General features: G+C 39.5%; 16 protein-coding genes and 2 pseudogenes. 6 read left to right on the top strand and 12 right to left on the bottom strand.

The window, feature by feature from the left end; translation table 11 throughout:
• Nucleotides 1–7 precede the first annotated feature (7 nt).
• Both uvrY and P4S71_RS15375 read right to left on the bottom strand, forming a co-directional pair.
• Nucleotides 8–658 carry a UvrY/SirA/GacA family response regulator transcription factor gene (gene uvrY / locus P4S71_RS15380; protein ID WP_007377972.1) on the bottom strand — a complete coding sequence of 217 codons (651 nt, stop codon included), beginning with the start codon at nucleotides 656–658 and terminating at the stop codon, nucleotides 8–10.
• Nucleotides 659–766: 108 nt separating this feature from the next.
• Complete coding sequence (locus P4S71_RS15375; RefSeq protein WP_182693064.1) at nucleotides 767–1,918, bottom strand: dicarboxylate/amino acid:cation symporter; 1,152 nt, start codon at nucleotides 1,916–1,918, stop codon at nucleotides 767–769.
• A 361-nt stretch (nucleotides 1,919–2,279) separates the two neighbouring features.
• Between P4S71_RS15375 and cysK the strand changes: the two genes are divergently transcribed.
• The 3 genes from cysK (at nucleotide 2,280) to P4S71_RS15360 (ending at nucleotide 5,286) form a co-directional block, all read left to right on the top strand.
• Nucleotides 2,280–3,248: a cysteine synthase A gene (gene cysK / locus P4S71_RS15370; protein WP_337150948.1), complete on the top strand. Its 969-nt coding sequence runs from the start codon at nucleotides 2,280–2,282 to the stop codon at nucleotides 3,246–3,248.
• Nucleotides 3,249–3,394: 146 nt separating this feature from the next.
• Nucleotides 3,395–3,829, top strand: a complete 435-nt coding sequence (locus tag P4S71_RS15365) for a hypothetical protein (RefSeq protein WP_033023777.1) — start codon at nucleotides 3,395–3,397, stop codon at nucleotides 3,827–3,829.
• A gap of 278 nt (nucleotides 3,830–4,107) precedes the next feature.
• Nucleotides 4,108–5,286, top strand: coding sequence for an IS4 family transposase (locus P4S71_RS15360; protein WP_096792381.1), 1,179 nt, complete (start codon nucleotides 4,108–4,110; stop codon nucleotides 5,284–5,286).
• A gap of 172 nt (nucleotides 5,287–5,458) precedes the next feature.
• Here P4S71_RS15360 and P4S71_RS15355 read toward each other — a convergent pair.
• The 8 genes and pseudogenes from P4S71_RS15355 to P4S71_RS15320 all read right to left on the bottom strand — a co-directional run bounded on the left by P4S71_RS15355 (nucleotide 5,459) and on the right by P4S71_RS15320 (nucleotide 14,587).
• Nucleotides 5,459–7,734, bottom strand: a pseudogene (locus tag P4S71_RS15355) (acyl-CoA dehydrogenase).
• 770 nt (nucleotides 7,735–8,504) lie between these two features.
• Nucleotides 8,505–9,308, bottom strand: coding sequence for a putative porin (locus tag P4S71_RS15350; RefSeq protein ID WP_337150947.1), 804 nt, complete (start codon nucleotides 9,306–9,308; stop codon nucleotides 8,505–8,507).
• Between the two features lie 241 nt (nucleotides 9,309–9,549).
• The gene (locus P4S71_RS15345) at nucleotides 9,550–9,924 is read right to left on the bottom strand and encodes a PH domain-containing protein (RefSeq protein ID WP_007377979.1); all 375 of its coding nucleotides are present in this window, start codon (nucleotides 9,922–9,924) and stop codon (nucleotides 9,550–9,552) included.
• Complete coding sequence (locus P4S71_RS15340) at nucleotides 9,924–10,832, bottom strand: ABC transporter ATP-binding protein (protein WP_007377980.1); 909 nt, start codon at nucleotides 10,830–10,832, stop codon at nucleotides 9,924–9,926. The genes P4S71_RS15345 and P4S71_RS15340 overlap by 1 nt, the downstream gene beginning before the upstream one ends.
• On the bottom strand, nucleotides 10,829–11,656 hold the full coding sequence (locus P4S71_RS15335; protein WP_008139071.1) for an ABC transporter permease: 828 nt from the start codon (nucleotides 11,654–11,656) through the stop codon (nucleotides 10,829–10,831). Before P4S71_RS15335 ends, P4S71_RS15340 begins: the two co-directional genes overlap by 4 nt.
• Nucleotides 11,657–11,798: 142 nt before the next feature.
• Nucleotides 11,799–12,979: pseudogene (locus P4S71_RS15330) on the bottom strand (cystathionine beta-lyase).
• Nucleotides 12,980–12,988: 9 nt separating this feature from the next.
• Nucleotides 12,989–13,909, bottom strand: coding sequence for an NAD(+) diphosphatase (nudC, locus tag P4S71_RS15325; protein ID WP_149605155.1), 921 nt, complete (start codon nucleotides 13,907–13,909; stop codon nucleotides 12,989–12,991).
• A gap of 174 nt (nucleotides 13,910–14,083) precedes the next feature.
• Nucleotides 14,084–14,587, bottom strand: a complete 504-nt coding sequence (locus tag P4S71_RS15320; protein WP_337150946.1) for a LabA-like NYN domain-containing protein — start codon at nucleotides 14,585–14,587, stop codon at nucleotides 14,084–14,086.
• Nucleotides 14,588–14,724: 137 nt separating this feature from the next.
• Between P4S71_RS15320 and P4S71_RS15315 the strand changes: the two genes are divergently transcribed.
• The gene (locus P4S71_RS15315) at nucleotides 14,725–15,348 is read left to right on the top strand and encodes a hypothetical protein (protein ID WP_337150945.1); all 624 of its coding nucleotides are present in this window, start codon (nucleotides 14,725–14,727) and stop codon (nucleotides 15,346–15,348) included.
• Nucleotides 15,348–16,091, top strand: a complete 744-nt coding sequence (locus tag P4S71_RS15310; RefSeq protein ID WP_337150944.1) for a DUF3307 domain-containing protein — start codon at nucleotides 15,348–15,350, stop codon at nucleotides 16,089–16,091. Before P4S71_RS15315 ends, P4S71_RS15310 begins: the two co-directional genes overlap by 1 nt.
• A gap of 114 nt (nucleotides 16,092–16,205) precedes the next feature.
• Here the strand turns inward: P4S71_RS15310 and P4S71_RS15305 are convergent, their stop codons facing one another.
• Together P4S71_RS15305 and P4S71_RS15300 are read right to left on the bottom strand one after the other, a co-directional pair.
• Nucleotides 16,206–17,600, bottom strand: coding sequence for a DEAD/DEAH box helicase (locus P4S71_RS15305; RefSeq protein ID WP_008172585.1), 1,395 nt, complete (start codon nucleotides 17,598–17,600; stop codon nucleotides 16,206–16,208).
• A gap of 200 nt (nucleotides 17,601–17,800) precedes the next feature.
• Nucleotides 17,801–18,640, bottom strand: coding sequence for an isopenicillin N synthase family dioxygenase (locus P4S71_RS15300; RefSeq protein WP_008172584.1), 840 nt, complete (start codon nucleotides 18,638–18,640; stop codon nucleotides 17,801–17,803).
• A gap of 267 nt (nucleotides 18,641–18,907) precedes the next feature.
• Between P4S71_RS15300 and P4S71_RS15295 the strand changes: the two genes are divergently transcribed.
• On the top strand, nucleotides 18,908–20,110 hold the full coding sequence (locus P4S71_RS15295; RefSeq protein ID WP_337150943.1) for a bifunctional alpha/beta hydrolase/OsmC family protein: 1,203 nt from the start codon (nucleotides 18,908–18,910) through the stop codon (nucleotides 20,108–20,110).
• Nucleotides 20,111–20,170: the final 60 nt, after the last annotated feature.

Raw genomic sequence — 20,170 nt, 5'->3', positions numbered from 1 at the left:
TTATAGGTTAGTACGACACGTCTATATCAATCATTTTATGACGAATAGCTAAGTGGGTAAGCTCAACATCACCACCTACATTAAGCTTTTCAAACATACGGTAACGATAGCTATTTACTGTTTTAGAACTTAGGTTCAAACGTTCAGCTATATCTTGTGCTTTTTCACCTTTGGTGATCATAAGCATAATTTGCAGCTCACGTTCAGATAAGCTCTGAAAAGGGTTTTCATCTGTACGGCCGGTCACTTGCGCTAGCGCTATTTGCTGCGCTATTTCAGGAGCTATGTATCGCTGACCTGCATGAACACAGCGAATAGCACGCACCATTTCGTCAGAACCTGCACCTTTAGTTAAAAAGCCATGCGCGCCAATTTGCATTACTTTACTAGGAAATGGGTCTTCGCAATTAACAGTGAGCACAATAATTTTTACATCGGGACAGTAACGACAAATCTTTTTAGTCGCTTCTAATCCGCCCATACCTGGCATGTTCATATCCATTAATACGATGTTTGGCGCATGCTGACGGCAAAACTGTACAGCCTCTTCGCCGGTTTTAGCTTCGCCAATTACTTTAAACCCTCGTACGTCATCAAGAATGCGCTTGATGCCTGTTCGTACAAGTTCATGGTCATCAACTAAAAGTACATTAATCAATGGAACATCCTCACTTACCTAACAACATGCAATTTAATTAAATTAATTTGCCACAGTAACATACATAAAGCGAAACAATAACTAATATTATTGCCTCGCCCTAATAGTTTAAGATGACGATTTTTCGCTAAATCTGTCAACCCATAACGCAATGATACCATCACCCGTTACATTACACGCAGTACCAAAGCTATCTTGTGCCAAATAAAGTGCAATCATTAATGCAACCGCGCCTTCATTAAACCCAAGCATGCTTGTTAATAGACCAAGCGCCGACATAACTGCGCCACCTGGAGCACCTGGTGCTGCAATCATTACTACACCTAACATCATAATAAACGGTAGCATACCCATTAATGAAGGGACTTCCATGCTTGGCGATAAAAACATAACAGCCATAGCACAGGTTACTATAGTGATAGTTGAGCCAGATAAATGAATGGTTGCACACAGTGGTACGGTAAAGTTTGCTACATCTTCTTTTACGTTATTTGCTTTACTTGATTGAAGCGATACTGGAATCGTTGCTGCACTTGACATAGTACCTAACGCTGTAAAGTAGGCAGGTAGCATATTTTTAACTAATTCGATTGGATTACGTTTTAACAATATACCTGTCGCTATATATAAAACGCTTAACCATAACCAATGCATAACAAGCGCTGCAATTAGTACTACACCAAATGTTTGCAATGTATCTACCACAGTGCCTGCCACCGTCATTTCGGCAAATACACCTGCAATGTAAAATGGTAAAGCAGGGATAATCACTTTTGATAATAAACCGTCAATCACATCACGGCCCTGATCAGACACCTTTTTAAGCGTATCAAGTTCTAATTGGCTCATGCCTATACCAAATACAAAAGCAGTTACTAATGCGGTCATTACCCCCATCAGAGGTGGAATTTCTAAATCAATAAAGCTGCCAATTTCTGTAGCAACTTCTGCCTCGAATGTAATGCCACCGCTTAAAAAAGGGATAACAGCACTTACTAATAAAAATGCAAGTGTACCGGCAATAATTGTAGAGCTATAAGCAAAGCCGACGGTTTTGCCAAGTAAGTGCCCTGACCCTTTTGGTAGGCCTGCAATACCCGATGCAATAAAAAATAAAATAATAAGTGGAATGGTAAAGGAGATAATTTGACCAATCAGCTCTTTTACTGTGAATAAAAGTTCAACACCCGTTATAGGTACGTAAAGTCCGACTAAAATACCGGCCACAATACCGGCAATTAATTTTAAGATTAACTTCATTGTGATTGCTTAATTGAATTTAGATACGTGTTTTTATCATGTTTTACCTAGCTTGTGTCATAAAACTGTTCAAGTGAAGTTCATTTGCACAAATAAACATCAATTGCACTTATTTTAAGTTAATTTTTAACTTAAATTACTCAACTAATCATCTCTCACTTACTTTAAAAATTTAGTACACACCTTTAATAACTAAAGTATCAGCTATTGTGGATTTTAATTTCACTTAGTTATAAGCTCAATAGATATATGTTATAGCCAAACTTTACTTTAGTTTTTTTAAACTCTCAGTAAAGTGTGTCTATATAGTTAGTGGCAAAGGCTATTAACACGTTGATCAGATTGTATCCAAAGGAACATTATGTCTACTATTTTTGAAGATAACTCACTAAGTATTGGTAATACGCCGCTAGTAAAACTTAATCGTGTTACAGGTGGGAATGTATACGCTAAAGTTGAATCTCGTAATCCTAGCTTTAGCATCAAATGCCGTATTGGTGCATCAATGATTTGGGAAGCTGAAAAATCAGGTCAGCTTGTTGAAGGTAAGGAACTTATTGAACCAACATCGGGTAACACCGGTATTGCACTTGCATTTGTTGCAGCAGCACGCGGTTATAAGTTAACGCTTACTATGCCTAATACCATGAGCCTAGAACGTCGCAAGCTATTAAAAGCATTAGGTGCAAATCTAGTACTTACCGACGGTGCTAAAGGTATGAATGGCGCAATTGAAAAAGCAAAAGAAATTCAAGCAACGGCACCTGATAAATATATTTTATTACAGCAATTCGAAAACCCTGCAAACCCTAAAATTCACTTTGAAACAACAGGTCCTGAGATTTATGATGCGCTTGACGGCAAAGTAGACTTTTTTGTAGCGGGTGTAGGCACTGGAGGCACTATTACAGGTGTTAGTCGCTTCCTTAAAACAGAAAAAGGTGTAAACGTTAAGTCTATTGCGGTTGAGCCAACTAACTCTCCTGTTATTAGCCAAACGCTTGCCGGTGAAGAAATTAAACCAGGCCCTCATAAAATCCAAGGTATTGGTGCAGGCTTTATTCCTGGTAACTTAGATATGGACTTAATTGATGGCGCAGAGCTTGTATCTAACGAAGACGCAATTGCAATGGCGCATCAGTTAATGAAAAAAGAAGGTATTTTGGTGGGTATTTCCTCAGGTGCAGCGGTTGTTGCAGCTAAACGTATCGCAGAAAAACCTGAAAACTCAGATAAAAATATTGTTGTTATCCTACCTAGTGCAACTGAGCGTTACTTATCAAGCCCAATGTTTGATGAAGAATTTAGTGAACAAGAGCTAGTACAGTAATCTACACATGTGTAAAAAAGGATGCTTATGGCATCCTTTTTTATTATTTATCGAAAGATCAGCCCTTAAATATTGCCTCCCTCTTTACATATTCATAATTTAGCCACACACTTTAAAAAGCTTAATCAACAACAATAATGATAACAATGAAAAAACTACTAACTATTCTAAGTGTCATAACTTGCCTATTTATTGTAGGTTGCGGCGACGATGCCAAAATATCTAGCGATAGTCCAGGTGATACAGCAACCGCTTATTTTGATGCACTTTATAACCAAAAAGACCTTCAAAAAGCCAGCAAAATGGCAACACCTAACCTAACTCGCATAATGAAATCTTACGGAACAGCTAAACAATTCTCTCGTAACTTGATAAACATGCAATATGATGAGGTAGTTATTGAAGTCGACATGTCAAATATGAGTTTACGAGAACAATATGGTGATAAAGCTAAAATAAATTTGATTTTTACTGGCACCCTAAATGGCGGGAAAATTGATGAAATGCGCAGTGTTAAAATGCTTCGTAAAAAAGGAAAATGGTACGTAGATAAAATAGTTGCCGACCCGTACGCTCGTTAAAATAAATGTATTACACATAAAAAAGGCCTTACATTTGTAAGGCCTTTTTCGCTTTAGCTAGGGCGTGTTGATCTTTGTGGATTGAAGTTTGTTCAATCTAGGGGCGATTTAATCGCGGCGCGAGGTTTGTAACCTAGTGGGCTAAGTAAAAACCGAGCAACAAAGAGTTAATCGTCCCTAGAAAGAACCCAAAGGGCTGACGAATCCCCAAAACGTGACAGGCACAGCAATTTATGATCTTATGTAAATCACCACAACCCACATAAGTCACAACTGCTATGCCTGACACATCAGTTTGCCATAAGTACTTTAAACATGCATTAGCGCCATTCAATAATGCCAGAGTAAAAACATTACTAAGCTGCAGTAATGCATTAATTTCGGGCAATAAACTTACCTTAACTGAAATCGGCAGAAATTTGTCTGGCGCTGTGGATGTAAAACATAAAATAAAACGCGTTGATCGCTTCTTAAAAAATACTCACCTCTACAATGAAAGGGTCGCTATCTATAAAGCATTAGCTCATCCTATTATCGACTCTTTACCAATGCTTGCAATTGCCGTTGACTGGAGCGGTGCCTGTGGTCACGACTATCACTTACTGCGAGCAAGCTTACTTGTGGATGGGCGCTCTATCGTGATTTATAACATGATTGTTGAGCAGAAGAATTTTGATAGCCCAGCAACCAACAGCCTGTTTTTAGATGAACTTTATGAAGTACTTGGACGACATCCTAGTGTCTATATTGTAACAGACGGCGGCTTTCTTACGCCTTGGTATAGTAAAGTACGCGAACTTGGTTGGCATATGATAGGTCGATTAAGAGGCTCAATGAAGTGTAAACTAGCCATGCAATCACAATGGCATACATTAAAACAACTTAGGGCTGGTGCCAGCGATATACCAAAGGCGTTAGGTCAAGCAAGACTAACTCAGTCCAGCCCGACAGCATGCGATGCATTTTTACACGTATATCATGGAAAAAATAAAGGAAGAAAAGGAAAAAGCAGATTTACGAAAGATACAAAAATGTATCAAAACTTAGCGAAAGAGCCATGGTTACTCGCGACATCAGACAATACAATGACGAGTAAGCGAGTAGTTGGTTTATATAGTAAAAGAATGCAAATAGAGCAAAATTTCCGCGATGACAAAAGTTTGAGATATGGTTTTTCGTGGCGTTTTAGTAAAAGCACCGGCATAAATAGAATAGGAATATTATGCTTGATAGCCACAATAGCGAGCACTGCGTTATGGTTTATAGGGTGTGAAGCAGAAAAAAGAAAGTGGCATATAAAATTTCAAGCAAATAGTGTTAAGAATCGCCGAGTTCTTTCATTTTTAACCTTAGCCAAGCAAGTCATAAAGCTATGTAAGAGACGTATTACACAAAGCTATATAGAAAAAAGTTTAAAAAACTTTATTTTTAATTATCAAAAAGAGGCCGCTGGATAAAGTGGGGATCCCTCAGCCCAAAGGGCAGCGCATGTTTGGCATTTATGCTGCGTTATCGCCTATTTATGGGGAATAACCACACTACATAGGCTCTGCCTTGCCTAAAAACCAAACAGCCTGCTGCAAATTCAACCACGAAGGGTCAACACGCCCTAGTATTTAAAGTACTGCGCTACAGCTCACCTGGTTGAAAGTTATCAACTGCAATGGCTTTCATTCGTAACTTATTAGCATGATGCATAGCATCAGCATCCGTTTGCTCTAACAACTTATTTTCAAGTGCATAATTTATAGCGCCTTCAATATCAAGCGTTGCAGGTACACTGCCCTTACGCTGCCATTGTTTTAGGTCTTTAAACTGCGCTTGCATATCATGCATAGCTAAAAATGCACTTTCCATTACCCCTGTACCTGCATTTTCATCTACATAACATAAATGCGTTAAGCGGTTTCTAAATACTCCAGGTTGAGTCATACGCTCGCAAATACTTTGCGCTATTTCATCACTTGGTCTGTGGTAATGATTTCCAAGCGGGAACACGATACGTTTAAGAATAAAATTAACAACCGGATTTGAAAAGTTTTTAAAGAAGCCATTAAACGCTTGGCCAATTTCAAATAATGAGTTCTCAATTGCATATTTTACAAATGGTAAATCAGCTTGTTGGCGCCCTTCGTCTTCATAACGTTTTAAAACAGTTGATGCTAAGTACAAATGACTTAATACATCACCCAAACGTGCCGATATCATTTCTTTTCGTTTAAGCTCACCGCCAAGCATTAACATAGCCACGTCTGTGCAAATAGCTAAGCCTCGGCTCATTCTGCTCAGTTGCTTATAATAAACAGCCGTTTCACCACCTACAGGCGCTTTAGCAAAATAACTACGTGTTAAGCCATGCACAAATGCCATACCTGCATTACTTGCTGCAAATATTATATGGTTCATTAATAAACCATCAAATTGTTCAAGTGCTGCGTCGTCATCTTCCATTGCAGCGGCTTCCATTTCTTTTAAAACAAATGGATGACAGCGTGTTGCACCTTGGCCAAATATCATTAAATTACGCGTTAAAATATTCGCGCCTTCTACCGTAATTGATACCGGAATCCCCATATAACCATGCGCCAAATAGTTATTAGGCCCTACTTGAATTCCTTTACCTGAATGAATATCCATTGCATCGTTCATTACCGTACGACCCATTTCAGTCATATGGTATTTAGCAATCGCTGTTACAACCGACGGGCTTAATTTTAAATCAATCGCACCTGCGGTCATTAATCTGCACGACTCAAGTGTGTAAGTTAAACCACCAATACGCGCAAGTGCCTCTTGCACACCTTCAAATTGCCCTATAGATACACCAAACTGCTGGCGTACCATGGCGTATGCCGATGTCATTTTTGAAGCTAAGTGCCCGGTTGCTGCACTTAATGCTGGTAGCGATATACCACGCCCTGCACTTAAACACTCAACAAGCATTCTCCAACCACGTCCTGCGCACTCTTGTCCACCAATAATCCAATCCAGTGGTATAAATACATCTTTACCGTACGTTGTGCCATTCATAAAGGCCATATTAAGCGGATAATGACGCTCACCCGTTTCAACACCCGGATGATCGGTTGGTATAAGCGCACACGTAATACCCAGCTCTTTTTTATCACCTAATAAAGCATCTGGATCATACATTTTAAACGCTAAGCCTAGTACAGTAGCCACTGGTGCAAGTGTAATGTAGCGCTTTGACCAATTTAAACGCAGGCCTATTACTTGCTCGCCATTGTGCTCCCCCATACACACCACGCCTGAATCAGGGATGCTGCCAGCATCAGAACCCGCCTCTGGGCCCGTTAATGCAAAACAAGGCACATCTGTGCCATTAGCTAAACTTGGCAGCCAACGATCTTGCTGCTCTTTAGTACCATAATGAAGAAGCAATTCGCCTGGACCTAAGCTATTAGGCACCATAACAGTGACTGCGGCAGTTAGACTTTTAGTCGAAATTTTTGACACTATCGTTGAATTAGCAATTGCGGAGAACTCACGACCCCCAAATTTTTCAGGAATGATCAGTGCAAAAAAACCTTCTGTTTTTAGGTAATCCCACACTTCTTTTGGTAAGTCTTTGTCTTTTTGTACAATTTGATAATCATCAAGCATCGCCAATAAGGTTTCTACTTGGTTAGCCATAAATGCGTTTTCTTTATCGCTAAGCTCTGGTTTAGGAAAGCGGTGCAGTTTTTGCCAGTCTGGGTTACCACTAAATAACTCACCATCCCACCAAACATCACCTGCTTCCATCGCCTCTCGCTCTGTTTGCGATAGCGGCGGAAGTACCTTTTGAACATTTTAAACGTGGGTCTACTGATCAGATTAAGGCGTATATCTTTAACTGCAAAAATAACCACCACCACAACCAGTAAAATAATAAATACTGACATGCGCACATTCCTTACACATTGAATTAAATAGTAGCTCAATTATGACCCATCTTAGTTTAAATACAATCCTTGCGCAGTGACTCTATTGCCTCAACGCATTCATTCTATTATTTAAAAATTCACTACTATTATCTTTGAGCTAAATAAGCTGGACTCTGGATAATAAATCTATCTCAAGCAGCTATTTTCAGCGCTAACTGTGTTGAATTTACTTGCAATAGGCCCGCTGTTGACGCGTAAATTAGCCTTGTTTTCACTGAAAACCTCTGGCTAGAGAAAATAAATTTAAATATCACCATGATTCAATACGTTACTAAATCTCTTATCCAGAGTTCAGGTTAAATAATAAATTAAGGAATATCATAGATACGAGAGATTCAACACAAACTAAAAAGCCGTAACTGCTTAAGATGCAAATGCATTTATAACAAAAAACAGAAAAAGAACTGAACCGTGCAGTGCGATACCAATTCCATTAAGTATGTGATCTAAATTTTACGCCGAAAAAATAATTCAGTTCTAGGCGTAAATTGATGTAAATGGTTGTTCCCTTTGCGAAATTTACAACAAAGAAATGGGTTGTTTTTAGCAAGTAAAATAGATCAGCTATTTATTGGAATTGGTATGAATATACGCAAACTTGAAAAACTCAAAAGAAGTACACGCGAAGCAAAATGAAGGCCGTAACTGCGGCTGATAAATAGTGCTAAACGCAAAAGCCCGCTCAATTGAGCGGGCTTTTAGTATTATATTACTAATTTACAGCTGAATTAGAACTGTAAGCGTACATTTGCAAAGTAAGCATCATAATCAGAATCATCCCAGTTATTGCCATAACCTACTTCTAAACCAACATTGTTGTTGAAAAAGTGTTGAGCACCAAGAGTGTAATCATCATTTTTATTAACTGTAACAAAAACCGATGTTGCTTTGCTGAAATAGTAGTTAGATGCTAATTCCCAGTTACTTGAACCGCCATCAACATCTTCAAATTTACCTTCAACAGTTAAGTAGTTACCTTGTTGTAAATCAACAAAGTACTTTGCTGCTACTGCACGGTAATCAAACTCATCATCTGATGTTACTGTAAAGCCGATGTAATCAGTGCTGTTTAATTCGTGGTTATATGCTAAGTCAAACATAAAATGATTGTCAGCATCTTCGAAATCTACAAACGTTGCTTTTAGTACAAGGTTTGGATTAAAGAAGTAACCAGCAGAAAGTTCAATTACATCCGTGCTTGAGCCAAAATCACTATCGATATTATTGTACTGTGCACCTAATACAAAATCTTCTACAAAATACTCACCGCCAACGCGAGTAACATCTCCAAAGTCATTATCACTGTATGCACCATAAACATTTGTTTGCTTATTGATGTACTCAAATTGATCGTAAGGACCTAAAGTCGCTTTTGGAGAAAAATAATAAGTTGAGTCAACGCTCACCGTGTCATTACCATCAGTGTCCATGTATCCTACATGGCTGATTGATTGGTAAGTATCTGCGGCCATTGCAGTGGTTGCAGCGCTTGATAATAAAATGCTCGAAATAATAACGGCTAACTTTTTCATTTTTAATTTCCCTATGTATATTACTTTTTACGCTCTAGCTGTGTTGCTAAAGTCGGGGCACATCCTAGCGCCTAAAAACTGAATCAAAACTGAACGGCAGCTCAACTAACCACCTGTATTTATTAGATAAATTATAAATTATTGTTACTAAATGTTAACTTAGAGTAGTTGCTACATTTAGTCAACAACTACTTAAAATATGCATCAATAAAAAAGCCAATAAATACAATGCAATTTGTACCTAAAGTGCATGTTGACTAATAATTCGATAAACATCATTAATGTTATCGCCAGACTTAAATTCTTTACTAATTGGTGTAGGATCTGAGCCAACCCATATTTTTAGCTCGGCATCTAAGTCAAAATGGCCTGCACTTTCTTTACTAAACTTAGTTATTTTAGAGTAAGCAATGCTCACCATTTCCATTTTAGAGCCGGTCATACCTTGCTTATCAATTAAAATTAAGCGCTTATTAGTAAAAATAAACATATCACGTACTACTTTATATGCTTTTTCTACTTGCTCGCCGTCAATTAATGTATTGGCGAGGATTTTTTCTAAATCAGAATCGTCAACTTCACTTGCATTACCCATAAGTCCGCTAAGTAAACCCATTATACTTTCTCCTGTTTAAATATTTGATTCTCTAATGTATGACCATTAACTAACTGCCTGTACTGCCAGTGTTGTTGATGACAAAAATTCAGTAGTGCAATATCAAGTGGATCGCTCGTTGGCTGATACTCAACGACATATTCTTTATGTTGGCTCATATACACACGACTCACACCTGCAATTGCTTGAAGCTGTTGCTCAACATTTTGATAAGCCTCGCTTAGCATTAATGTATAAAAGTGTTTATCTGTATTATTAGTTTTTGTTTGATGTTCGCTTAGTACGCCTTTATCTAAATGAAGTACCTGTGAGCATAGTCGCTCAAGCTCTGTTAAATCGTGAGAGCTTAAAATAAATGTAGCCTGCTCACTTAATTCAGATACAAGCTCACGTACTTCTCTGGCATGAATAGGATCAAGGCCTGCGGTTGCTTCATCAAGCATTACAATTTGTGGCGCGCCAATAAGTGCTTGCGCTATCGTAACGCGCTTGCGCATACCGTGCGATAAGTCCCCTGCACGCTGCTTTGCAATTTCTTTTAAGCCAACCAAATCAAGTACACGTAGCGCCTCAGTTTGGCTTTGCTTTGCCCCCATACCTTGCAGCTTTGCATAAAAGGCGAGTTGCTTGTCTATATTAAAACGGGGGTCAAGTTGTGCGTCTTGCGGTAATGCACTTACTTTATTAAATAAAGCAGCACTACCAGGTTTATGCCCTAATATTTCAAGGCTGCCTTTACTTGGTGCTATATAGCCGCACAACAAACTAAATAAGGTAGTTTTACCCGCACCATTTGGCCCAACAAGCGCCACTGGCGCGCCTTTGTTAATTTCAAAGTCCACATTATTAAGCGCAAGTTTTGCACCATACGATTTACTCAAACCGCTAGCTGTAATTAATGGTCTCATAGTGAGCTCCTTGCAAAAATACGTTGAGCAACGCTTAGTAGCACTGCAGTTTGCACAAGGGGAATAGCCACAGCGCTCAATAATGGTAAATTTTGCCCCGCTAATAGCTCTATTTGCACACCCGGAAATAAATAATCAAGCAAGCCTAATGCGGGTATTTGCCATTGTAGTATTCCCACAACAATACCGCCTGCTGCAAAATATAAAATTGCCAATACAATAGATAAACGCGATGAGCGAGCAAAGGTATTAATTAACGTCATAAGTGCTACAAATGGGCACAGAGTAATCACTAATATTAAAAATATAGAAAGCGCACGAGCAAAACCACCAGCCAGTAAACTAGGATCTCTAAACCCTAGTACCGCGAGCGTAGCCACAAGCGTTATACCCACTAAGCAGGCTAATACTCCTAGCTGCCCTAAAAAACGGCCAAACAGTATTTCAAAGCGAGTGGAGCGCAGTGATAAAAACCTTAGTGTGCCGCGCTCTCTGTCGCCTACCGTTTGGTCGCTACAAATAAATAAACCAAAAACAGGAAAGCTATACAGGGCTATTAACCAGTACATAGCAAATTCGGCCTCAGGCCAATCCAATAATTTACTTAAACCAATAGAACCTGATATATCACGGGCTATTTGCTCAAAATCGGGCGCACTTACAATGCCTACTGCCTGCCCTATTGGGTAGCGCAGTATTATTAGCCACACCAATGCAAAGGCAGCTAATGCAATAAGTCCACGTTTAGTTAAAAACATACGTACAAGCTCAAATCCCGCTATTTGCGTTAATCGCCCTACGTTTATCGGTAATGGTGTTGCCATTGACTATCCTTAATGACTTTTTATTTTCTGTGTATTTATCCACACTAAGTGTAAACACCTTGAATTACCAGCAAAAAAAGCTCACCTGTGGTGAGCTTTGTAACAATACATTTAAATGTAACAACATAAATTGCGATATAAATTATAAATACTGCTTATAAACCTCAAGTGCTTGGCTTAAATCGCTAATTAAATCTTCAACATCTTCAAGGCCAATATGCAGGCGAATAACCGGCCCTAAATCCCAACCTGTATTTGAACGCAGCCCTTTCATAGTTAAATTAGCCGTTACTAAGCTTTCAAAACCGCCCCATGAAAAGCCCATTTTGATATGCTCAAGACTATCTAAAAATGCATCAATCGCTTTTTGATTGCCGGTTTTCATCACAAATGAAAACAACCCATTACTGCCATCAAAGTCACGTTTAAAAAACTCATGCCCTGGGCAGCTTTCAAATGCAGGGTGTCGAATATGATCAACAAGCTCATGTCGCTCAAGCCATTTAGCTACTTCTATTGCTGCTTTTTCATGTTGATTTAAACGCACACCCATTGTACGCAGGCCTCTAAGTGCTAAATACGCATCATCGGCACTGGTACATTGCCCTAGTAAGTATGAGTTTTCGCGCAAGGTTGGCCAGTACTTTTTATTAGCAACAGCCACCCCCATCATCACGTCTGAATGGCCAACAATATACTTTGTTGCAGCTTGAATACTAATATCAACACCGTGCTCTAACGGGCGATAATGCAAGCCGTTACCGTAGGTATTATCAAGCATGGTCATTACGTTGTGCTCATTGGCTACTTTTACCATAGCGGGCACATCTTGCACTTCCATCGTAATAGAACCTGGAGATTCTAAAAACAACACTTTAGTATTTGGCTGAATGTAATCTTTAATACCTGCGCCAATGGTTGGCGGGTAACAGGTTGTTGTAATGCCCAGCCCCACTAAAATTTTATCGCAAAAATCGCGAGTTGGTTCGTACACGTTATCAACCATTAAAATATGATCACCGGTTTTTAAAAACGATAAAAATACTTGGCTGATCGCCGCAGCGCCACAAGGGTACAATGCACACCCTTCGCCGCCTTCAAGTTCTGTAATCGCTTCTTGTAGCGCAAAGTGTGTTGTTGTTCCTCGGCGCCCATAAAATAACGTTTTATCGCCACGGGTTTTAGCTGCTTCTTTTAAATCGGCTACGGTATCAAATACAATGGTAGATGCACGCTGTACAACGGGATTTACTACGCCATGTGTATAGGCTTTTTTCGCCCTGATGATACCAGCTGAGTGTTTTTATTACTTTTACTCGACATTGTTAATCCTTAAGGGTTTGTGCGCCAATGCTCAATTAAATAACGAGAGATAGAATCGGTTCTAGGCAGCTTTAAATGCTCGCCTTCTTCATGCCAATTACCAAATTGCTCTAAGTCTTCACGGCTAAACCATTTTGCATCGTCTAGCTCTTCTTTATCTACGTTAATTTGCTCAGATGTCGCCTGTGCAAAAAAGCCAAGCATAATTGACGATGGGAACGGCCATGGCTGAGATGCAACATAACGTACGTTATCAACCTCTATGCCTGCCTCTTCTTTAACTTCACGCGCAACAGCTTGTTCCAGTGTCTCCCCTGGGTCTACAAATCCAGCAAGCGACGAATACATACCAGTGGGCCACGCAGCTTGGCGACCTAATAAACAGCGTTCTACTCCGTCAGCAAAGACTTTAGTAACGACCATAATTACCGCAGGATCGGTGCGCGGGAATGTAGGATGCTTACAGTTTTCGTTTTCACATATACGAGAATGCCCTGCTTCCACTGAACGGTTTTTACTACCGCAGCGCCCACAAAAACGGTGCGTGGCGTGCCAATAACATAACCCTCTCGCAAGGGCGGCTATTGAGGCATATTTAATGGTTACTTGAGGCCCATATTGGCGAATATCAAAAAACTGAGCGCCCTCTATTAAAGGCGAAAGTACGCTTTCATCCAGATCAGAAACATCCAATGCAAACACACCATGTTTAGCATTGTTTAAACCAACAAAAATAGCACTCGTTAAATCTAAATGTGCCACTTGTTGATACGTTAAATAGCTTACTTTAGGGGTATCTTTAATAAATAGGGTTTGATTATTTTTAACTAAAACCCATTTACTTTGCGCCGACATTTGCGCTTTAAGCCACGATGGGTCTTTACGAAAATTTGAGCCTCTATCTAGTGGCATGTTGCTGTAATGAAGCATGTAAGTCCTTGGTAACTCGTTATGCTTTAAAATTACCATAATCATTTAGCAAACCCAATTGATTACAGTAATAAAAAAAGCCTATATAAGGCTTAATTCATCTATTACGGCTTTGTATTAAAATCTCTCATGTTGCAGGCACTTAGCTTGCACCTTTTTAACTATTTTTTGCTGTTAAAGTAGCAAAGTATTATCAATTAAATGAAATTGCTCTGCGCTTTGTTTTAATACCTCAGCAGTTAACCTGTCAGCACCGTATACATCGCACGGTACATTATATTGATTTTTTAAATGCCCAAGTAACAAAGCAAAGTCACCATCGCCAGAGAGCAAAATAACTTTATCAAGATTTTTACCCTGCTCTAACATGTCTATTGTTATGCCTACATCCCAATCGCCTTTAGCACTTCCATCACGGCGTTGAATAAATGGCTTTAGCTTTACCTCAAAACCAATCGCACGCAAAATATTTTGAAACTGATTTTGCTTTTCATCTCCTCGATAAATTGCATACGCAAAAGCACACTCAATATTGTATTGCGCCTGCATTACCCGCCAAAACGCATTGTAATCAAAATTTTTTCCGTAGCTTTCGCGGCACGTGTAATAAATGTTTTGCACATCAACAAAAATACCGACCCGTGGTTTCGTGCTTTCCTGCTCGTTTTGTAACGTCATTTAGTGTCCTAGTGAGGATTAATAGCAATTAAAATAAGTGTACCTTGCAATTTATATTTAAGTAACCTAAATTAGTTACATACCCTTATGTAACCAATATTGGTTACATATTAAAAAGTAACCATTTTGAGATTTTTATGATTGGTGTAATCAGCGGCGATATTATTAAATCGCAAACAATCCCTAAGCAGCAATACGATGCCATGCTTTATCAACTAGAGCAAAGTTTACGAAACATTTCGGGGGAGCAAACACTTTGGAATATATACCGAGGCGATGCCTTTCAGTTACAAGTTAATAATCCTGAGCTCCTTTTTAAAAATGCCTTACTTGTATATTTACACCTTAAATCGTCAGGTTATGAACTACGACAAAGCTTGGCGCTTGGGCAAATAGATAACCCACGCAGCGATATAAAAACAGCAACGGGTTCAGCTTTCACTCTTTCGGGACAAGGCCTTGATAAAATAGGCAATCAACGCTTTGTTTTTAATATTAACGAGCAGCAGCTCGATGAAAGCTTAAATCTTAATTTAGCTTTTGCCGACGTATTGCTCACTAAAATCACACAAAAACAAGCAAATGCCCTGTATGTCTATTTAACATCACCAGACAACAGCCACGCGGCACTGGCTAAAGAGCTTAAAACAAGTCGCGAAAACGTAACCAAACTACTAAATTTAGCGCACTACCAACTTATAGAGCGCTTTATTAAGCACACAAAACACGTTATAAAAAATATAATTAAAGGAGGTGAATAATGGAATTTTCACTTTTACTGGTCGCGCTTATTATTGGCCACTTACTCGCTGATTTTTACTGGCAACCTATGAGTTGGGTAAACGACAGAAATACCCGTCACTTTAAAGCCAGTAAGCTTTATTTTCATGTACTAGTGCATGGTATAACAAGTGCACTCATCATTACCCTGTGGGAATATACCTTTGGGTGGCAACAACTAAGCAGTGTTTTAATTACCACGGCGAGCATTATGTTGAGCCATTACTTTATTGATATAGCTAAATCGTATTCTAATAAAGGCGTGGTGCCTTTTTTACTAGATCAAATAGCGCACATACTCGTTATTATTGCGCTCAGTATTTGGCTAACTGATAACAATAGCTTTATGGCTGCAATTAATAATATGCTCACTGATCCCAAAATACTGTGGGTGGTATGCGGTTATTTAATTATTTTAAGCCCCTGCGCCGTATTTATAAGAATGATGTTAGAGCGTTTAACAAGTAACTTTTCAAGTACTGGTAGCTTACCACTTGCAGGGCAAAGCATAGGTATGCTTGAGCGCGTACTTATGCTGAGCTTTATATTGCTTGACCAATTTGCAGGGCTTGGTTTTTTACTTGCGGCAAAGTCGGTATTTAGGTTTGGTGATTTAAGTGCAAGCAAAGATAAAAAACTTACCGAGTACGTTATGCTCGGCACATTACTTAGCGTAAGTGCGACTTTATTTGTCGGCTTGGGTATTAACTATTTAATCAGCTAATGACAAATTACAGGCAATAAAAAACGCGCTGCTTCTATTTAATTAAAGAAGGGAGCGCGTTTTTTGTATCAGCCTTTAACCAAGTTCTAAATTAATTAAACGCCAATATGATCATTAATCGTTATTTGTGCGACGACGGCGTTGGCCATTACCGCCAACAGATTCACGCTTTGCCCATGGGTTTTGCGCGCTGTCATCTGTTTTAGCTGCTGGCTTTTTAGAACCACCACGGCGTGGGCCGGTACCATTTCCACCATTGTTCGGCTTTTTACTGTTAGGCTTGCTGCTATCAGATTTAGGCTTATTAAAAGGCTGCTTTTTCTTAGGCTTTTTAGCCGGTAGAGGGCGAGCATCTAATGCGCGTTCAGCTACTGGGTTAATAGGCTCAAAACCGTCTTCTTCAGCACGTGGGATAAGCTCACCAATAAAGCGTTCAATACCGTATAAATCAACAGCATCCTCTGTTGTTACAAACGAAATCGCATGACCCGATGCACCAGCACGGCCTGTACGGCCAATACGATGAACATAATCTTCATATACGTTTGGCAAATCGTAGTTAACAACATGCGGTAATTCAACAATGTCTAAACCACGTGCAACAATGTCTGTTGCTACTAGTACGCGTACTTCACCACTTTTAAAACCATCAAGCGCTTTAACGCGAGCGCCTTGTGATTTATTACCATGGATAGCCGCACCTACAATGTCATCGCGTTCAAGTTGTTTAACTAAGCGATTAGCACCGTGCTTTGTACGGCTAAACACTAATACTTGTTGCCAATCGTTAGTGCGAATCAAGTGGCTTAGCAATGCTGTTTTACGTGTTTTATCTACCGCGTAAACGCACTGAGTAACACTTTTCGCTGTGGTATTTTTTGCAGCAACTGAAATTTCAACTGGGTCATTAATTAACCCTTTTGCTAATGCACGAATTTCATCTGAAAATGTAGCCGAAAACATCAAATTTTGACGTTTAGCAGGCATTTTAGCAATTAAGCGTTTAATGTCGTGAATAAAGCCCATGTCTAACATGCGGTCAGCTTCATCGAGTACAAGCACTTCAACGCTATCAAATTTAACTGCATTTTGATTATGTAAGTCGATTAAACGACCCGGCGTTGCTACTAAAATATCAACACCTTTACGAAGACGCTGCATTTGTGGGTTAATTTTAACGCCACCGTAAACTACAAATGAGCTCACATCAGAATGCTTAGCGTACTCTTCAACGTTTTCACTTACTTGCAAAGCAAGTTCACGTGTAGGCGTTAAAATAAGCGCACGTACGTGATTACTTTTAGCTTTAGGGCCCGACGACAAGCGCTCAATAAGTGGTAATGTAAAACCCGCTGTTTTACCTGTACCTGTTTGTGCTGCTGCCATAACGTCACGGCGTTCAATAATTGCAGGAATTGCTTGAGCCTGAATCGGCGTTGGCGTTTCATAGCCCTTTTCTAAAACCGCATTAACCAAAGACTGTGATAAACCTAAACCTTCAAAACTCATATAAACTCTCTTTTAAATAAGGCTACATTAGCCAGTTGCGCGCATTATACCTGTAGTAGCTAAGAATGCATGCCATTATTTACGTTGCAGGCAATTGAGCATAGTTTATTAAAATTCAACCTGTGATTAAGTTGCTCAAAAATGCAAAAAACGGCCATAAGCCGTTTTTTGTTTATACTTAATTACTCTAAGTATTAGAGTTACTTAACACCTAACTCACGCAAACGTTCTTGCAAGTAGCTATCTGCCGTGTAGCGCTCTGAAAGCACAACATCTGGATGCGGGTGTAAAAATAACGGTAGTGAAATACGCGATTTAGTAGATGCTTTACCCGTTGGGTTAATTACACGGTGAATTGTCGATGGGAAATACCCGCCCGACGCTTCTTGTAGCATGTCGCCGATATTAATAATTAAGCTGCCAAAATCACATGGCACGTCTAACCAACCGCCATCTGTTTTTTGAACTTGTAAACCAGGCTCATTAGAAGCTGGTAATACAGTCAATAAATTAATATCGCCATGGGCTGCTGCGCGAATAGCACCTGGCTCTTCATCACCCGTCATTGGAGGGTAATGTAGGATACGTAACAATGTTTGCTCAGAATCGGCAATCATGTCTTTTAAATCAATCGAAAACTTAGCACGCACATCAGCTGGTGCTTCAGCCTGAACCCAGCTTAACAACGTGCCAGCAAATTCACTTGCTAAACGGTAGTATTCACGTACATCAGCTTCAAGCTGGGCAGGAACGCGACCTTTAGGGTACACATGGAAGTACTCTTTAATATCTTTTATTGTAAAGCCTTTCGCTACTTCTGATACTGAAGGCGGAAAGTAACCGTCTTGAGTTTCTTTAGAGAATAAAAAGTCGTGCTTTTGCTCTGAGTTAAAAAAGTCTTGCCAATTTTTGTAAATAGACTCAACTAAAGACTGTGGGATTGGGTGGTTTTTTAAAACGCCAAATCCAGTATTTCTTAACGATTCAACAAATTGTGCAGCCGCATCGGGAGCTTTATAATCAACAGTAGGTAATTGCATTGTACGTTCCAGTGAATAGGTTGTGTGAAGTGAGTTGCTTTTAATAGTGCTAAATTACTTATATAAAGTAGCAAAGCCTTCATTATAGCGCTATGCGAGGATAGACAAATGACCTCAAAAAAATAAGGACATATGTCCGCAAAGCTGCGCCACCATCGCTTGATTTGATCAAGATCAACTAATAAAAAAACGTTGAATTTGCAAGGTTTAGTAACTATCTCTGGTCTATTATTAGAATATATTTTATTTGTGTAAATAAGGCTTCTCATGCGACAAAAAGTATCTTTTAAAAGCGGCGATTTAGAACTTGCCGGCCAACTTGAACGCCCATCTGGCGATATTAAGTTTTACGCGCTATTTGCACACTGCTTCACATGCGGTAAAGACATTGCAGCAGCTACACGGATTAGCCGTGCACTCACACAACAAGGTATCGCCGTACTGCGTTTTGACTTTACTGGTTTAGGTAATAGTGATGGCGACTTTGCTAACAGTAACTTTTCATCGAACATTCAAGATTTAGTATCAGCCGCTGATCATTTACGTGAGCATTTTGCGGCGCCGCAACTACTCATTGGCCACAGTTTAGGCGGGGCAGCCGTTCTTGCTGCTGCTGAGCATATTCCTGAAGTATCGGCTATTACAACCATTGGCGCACCGTCAGATGCGCAGCACGTAGCGCATAACTTTGAAGCACACCTTGATGAAATTAACGCAGCAGGTGAAGCTAAAGTTAACTTAGCTGGTCGTGAATTTACCATTAAAAAGCAATTTATTGACGATATAGCCAAGTACGATAAAAGCCACATAAGTAAACTTAAGCGCGCATTATTAGTAATGCACTCCCCTATTGATGCGACGGTAAATATTAGTGAAGCTGAAAAAATTTATGCATCAGCTAAGCATCCTAAAAGCTTTATTAGCCTAGATAACGCCGATCACCTTTTAACAAATAAAAACGATGCCGACTACGCTGCACAAATAATTGCAACGTGGGCAAACCGTTATGTTAAGTACGACAAAACTAAATACACGGCAAGTTTAACGGGTGGTAATGTACTTGTTGAAGAAAAAGACCATGTATTTACTCAGCACGTAAGTACAAAAGATCATACTTGGCTTGCAGATGAGCCAATAAAAGTAGGTGGTGAAAACTTAGGTCCTGATCCGTATCATCACTTATTAGCGGGGCTTGGTGCCTGTACAGCAATGACATTGCGTATGTACGCTACACGTAAAAACTTACCACTGGAGCATGTAAAAGTAGAGCTTGATCACACTCGCGATTACAACAAAGATTGCGACGATTGTGAGCAAACAGGTAACCTTGAAGCAATTACCCGTAAAATCACCTTACGTGGCGACTTAACAGAGCCACAACGCCAGCGTTTACTCGAAATAGCCGACAAATGCCCTGTGCATAAAACACTACATAATAACCCAGTTATTGTAAGTGAACTGGTAGAATAACTGCCGTAAAATTAATATAGCGCAGGTCACACTGCGCTGTGATTTAACTTTTATAAACCT

It is taken from the genome of Pseudoalteromonas sp. B62, from assembly GCF_037162565.1.
Classification (GTDB): domain Bacteria; phylum Pseudomonadota; class Gammaproteobacteria; order Enterobacterales; family Alteromonadaceae; genus Pseudoalteromonas; species Pseudoalteromonas fuliginea.
This window is presented reverse-complemented; position numbering and strand designations above follow the sequence as displayed.

Coding starts and splice junctions, on each gene's coding strand:
- P4S71_RS15375 (WP_182693064.1), bottom strand. CDS start 1,918: ATGAAGTTAATCTTAAAATTAATTGCCGGTATTGTGGCCGGTATTTTA.
- cysK (WP_337150948.1), top strand. CDS start 2,280: ATGTCTACTATTTTTGAAGATAACTCACTAAGTATTGGTAATACGCCG.
- P4S71_RS15365 (WP_033023777.1), top strand. CDS start 3,395: ATGAAAAAACTACTAACTATTCTAAGTGTCATAACTTGCCTATTTATT.
- P4S71_RS15360 (WP_096792381.1), top strand. CDS start 4,108: ATGCCTGACACATCAGTTTGCCATAAGTACTTTAAACATGCATTAGCG.
- P4S71_RS15350 (WP_337150947.1), bottom strand. CDS start 9,308: ATGAAAAAGTTAGCCGTTATTATTTCGAGCATTTTATTATCAAGCGCT.
- P4S71_RS15345 (WP_007377979.1), bottom strand. CDS start 9,924: ATGGGTTTACTTAGCGGACTTATGGGTAATGCAAGTGAAGTTGACGAT.
- P4S71_RS15340 (WP_007377980.1), bottom strand. CDS start 10,832: ATGAGACCATTAATTACAGCTAGCGGTTTGAGTAAATCGTATGGTGCA.
- P4S71_RS15335 (WP_008139071.1), bottom strand. CDS start 11,656: ATGGCAACACCATTACCGATAAACGTAGGGCGATTAACGCAAATAGCG.
- nudC (WP_149605155.1), bottom strand. CDS start 13,909: ATGCTTCATTACAGCAACATGCCACTAGATAGAGGCTCAAATTTTCGT.
- P4S71_RS15320 (WP_337150946.1), bottom strand. CDS start 14,587: ATGACGTTACAAAACGAGCAGGAAAGCACGAAACCACGGGTCGGTATT.
- P4S71_RS15315 (WP_337150945.1), top strand. CDS start 14,725: ATGATTGGTGTAATCAGCGGCGATATTATTAAATCGCAAACAATCCCT.
- P4S71_RS15310 (WP_337150944.1), top strand. CDS start 15,348: ATGGAATTTTCACTTTTACTGGTCGCGCTTATTATTGGCCACTTACTC.
- P4S71_RS15305 (WP_008172585.1), bottom strand. CDS start 17,600: ATGAGTTTTGAAGGTTTAGGTTTATCACAGTCTTTGGTTAATGCGGTT.
- P4S71_RS15300 (WP_008172584.1), bottom strand. CDS start 18,640: ATGCAATTACCTACTGTTGATTATAAAGCTCCCGATGCGGCTGCACAA.
- P4S71_RS15295 (WP_337150943.1), top strand. CDS start 18,908: ATGCGACAAAAAGTATCTTTTAAAAGCGGCGATTTAGAACTTGCCGGC.